The following is a 2,402-nucleotide window of genomic DNA, read 5'->3' as shown; positions in this document are numbered from 1 at the left end:
CCGTCCGGGCGCGCCTCGTAGGCGTCCTTGAGCCGTGGGATGCCCAGCACCGGGTCGACGCCGCCGGGGTCCAGGTCGAAGGTCCAGCTGTCGGCGTCGTGGGTGGGCCCGCAGACGCCCATGCTGATGGCGTCCTCCAGCCCCAGCAGCCGTCGGGAGATCACCGCGCGGTGCGCCCACGGGCAGGCCCGGCTGACCACGAGCCGGTAGCGGCCGGCCTCCACGGTGAGCCCGTCCGGCCGGCCGTCGGCGGTGATCCGGGTCGGGATGTAGCGGGTGTCGCGCTTGAACTCCCGCTCCACGTAGCTGCCCTGGTTGCCCGGCGCGCGGGACTGCGACTGCTGCTCGGTCTGGCTCATGCGTCTCCTCGGGTGCTGGCCTGTTGGGCAGTGCTCCGGGCTGGCCGGCCGAGCCGCTCCAGCAGCAGCGTCTCGGCCAGGCAGACCCGCTCGAACTCGCCCAGGTGCAGGCTCTCGTTGGCGGCGTGGGCGCGGGTGTCGGGGTCCTCCACGCCGGTGACCAGGATGGCTGCGTCGGGGAACCGCTCGGCGAATGCGGCGACGAACGGGATCGACCCGCCCACCCCGATGTCGACCGGGTCGGTGCCCCAGGCGTCGCGGAAGGCGGCCCGGGCCTCGTCGTAGACCGGCCCGTCGGCGTCGGCGGCGAAGCCGGGCCCGTCGTCGTAGCGCTCCACGCTGACCCGGCAGCCCCACGGGGCGCGCTCCTCCAGGTGCGTCTTGAGCAGCTGGAAGGCCCGCTCCGGGTCCTCGGCCGGGTGCAGCCGCATCGACAGCTTGGCCCGCCCCACGGGGGTGAGCAGGTTGGCGGCGGTGGCCACGGTGGGCGCGTCGATGCCGATGACGGTCAGCGCCGGTTTCGTCCACATCCGCGACAGCAGCGACCCGGTGCCCAGCGGCGGGACCCCCTCGGCCAGCCCGGAGTCGGCCCGCAGGTCCGCCTCGGTGTAGTCCAGGTCCGGCGCCTGCGAGCTGAGCAGCCCCTCGACGGCCACGTCGCCGGCGTCGTCGTGCAGCGTGGTCACCAGCCGGCACAGCGCCGTCAGCCCGTCCGGGACCGCCCCGCCGTAGAGGCCGGAGTGCACCCCGTGCTCGAGCGCCGTCACCTCGACGACCACCCGCAGCATCCCCCGCAGCGTGGTCGTCAGCGCCGGCACGCCGACCTTCCAGTTGTGGGAGTCGGCCAGCACGATCGCGTCGGCCCGCAGCGACTCCCCGTGCCGCTCCAGGATGGTCGGCAGCGAGTCGGAGCCGATCTCCTCCTCGCCCTCGAGGAACACGGTCACCCCCACCGGCGGGTTCCCGTCGTGGGCACGCAGGGCGGCGACGTGGGCCATCACGCCGGCCTTGTCGTCGGCGACCCCGCGGCCGTACAGCCGCTCCCCCCGCTCGGTCGGCTCGAACGGCGGGCTCAGCCAGTCGGCCTCGTCCCCCGGCGGCTGCACGTCATGGTGGGCGTAGAGCAGCACCGTCGGTGCGCCCTCCGGCCCTGGCCGGTGCCCGATGACCGCCGGCCGGCCGCCCTCACGGACGACGTGGACCGCCAGGCCCTCCTGCCGCAGCAGGTCGGCGACGGCCTCGGCGCTGTGGTCCACGTGGTGCTGGTCGAAGGAGTCCAGGGACACCGACGGGATCCGGGTCAGCACCTCCAGGTCCTGGCGCACCGCGGGCATCTGGTCGTGCACGCGCCGCCGCAGCTCGGCAAGCCGGTCGGGGTCCAGGTGGGCCGCTGTCACGGCCGGGTCGCTGTCGCTCACCCTGCCGACCCTATCGACCGGCCGGCCGGGAGTCGCTGCGGCCGCCGGCCTCCTCGTCCGATTGCGGCCCGCCTGTCCTCGCCGGACGATGAGCCTCCAGGACCCCCCGTGAGGACGGAGCGCCCGTGTCCGAAGAACTGCTGCGCCAGGGCGTGGACTGGCTGGTCCGGCTCGTCGAGGCTGCCGGTGCCGTCGTCATCGGCGTCGGCGCGGTCGTCGCGTTCGCGATGTTCGTGGTGACGGTGGCCCGCCGGGACACCCGCGGCTTCGTGCGGGTCCGGCTGCTGATGGGCCGGTTCCTGGCGCTCGGGCTGGAGTTCCAGCTCGCCAGCGACGTGCTCACCACCGCGGTAGCGCCGACCTTCGAGGAGATCGGCAAGCTCGCCGCCGTCGCCGCCATCCGGACCGCGCTCAACTACTTCCTCGCCCGGGAGATCAAGGCCGAGCGCGAGGAGCTGGAGCGGCCGGAACCGGCTGCCGCCCAGCCGCCCCCGCCGTGACCGGGCTGCTGCACGGCGCCGCGCTCGCGGTCACCGCCGCCGGCGTGCTGGCGGGGGTCGGGTGGCGGGTGGTGGTGGGCCCTGGGGTCAGGTCCCCAACCGCTTCCTGCGCGGGCCGCCCGGCG

At 75.0% G+C, this 2,402-nt stretch carries 2 protein-coding genes and 1 pseudogene; 1 reads left to right on the top strand and 2 read right to left on the bottom strand.

What is annotated here, in order from left to right:
- Both GFJ45_RS15880 and GFJ45_RS15875 read right to left on the bottom strand, forming a co-directional pair.
- A pseudogene (locus GFJ45_RS15880) lies at positions 1-359 on the bottom strand (glutathione S-transferase family protein); the annotation flags it as partial.
- On the bottom strand, positions 356-1,777 hold the full coding sequence (locus tag GFJ45_RS15875) for a dipeptidase (protein ID WP_228387203.1): 1,422 nt from the start codon (positions 1,775-1,777) through the stop codon (positions 356-358). The gene GFJ45_RS15875 and the pseudogene GFJ45_RS15880, both read right to left, overlap by 4 nt.
- Before the next feature lie 125 nt (positions 1,778-1,902).
- Between GFJ45_RS15875 and GFJ45_RS15870 the strand changes: the two genes are divergently transcribed.
- Entirely contained in the window at positions 1,903-2,277 is a 375-nt protein-coding gene (locus GFJ45_RS15870) for a DUF1622 domain-containing protein (RefSeq protein WP_153399016.1), read from the top strand.
- The last annotated feature ends 125 nt before the right edge of the window (positions 2,278-2,402 follow it).

It is taken from the genome of Ornithinicoccus halotolerans (assembly GCF_009602535.1).
Classification (GTDB): domain Bacteria; phylum Actinomycetota; class Actinomycetes; order Actinomycetales; family Dermatophilaceae; genus Ornithinicoccus; species Ornithinicoccus halotolerans.
Note: the sequence above shows the minus strand (reverse complement) of the source record. Positions and strands in the feature narration are given on the sequence as shown.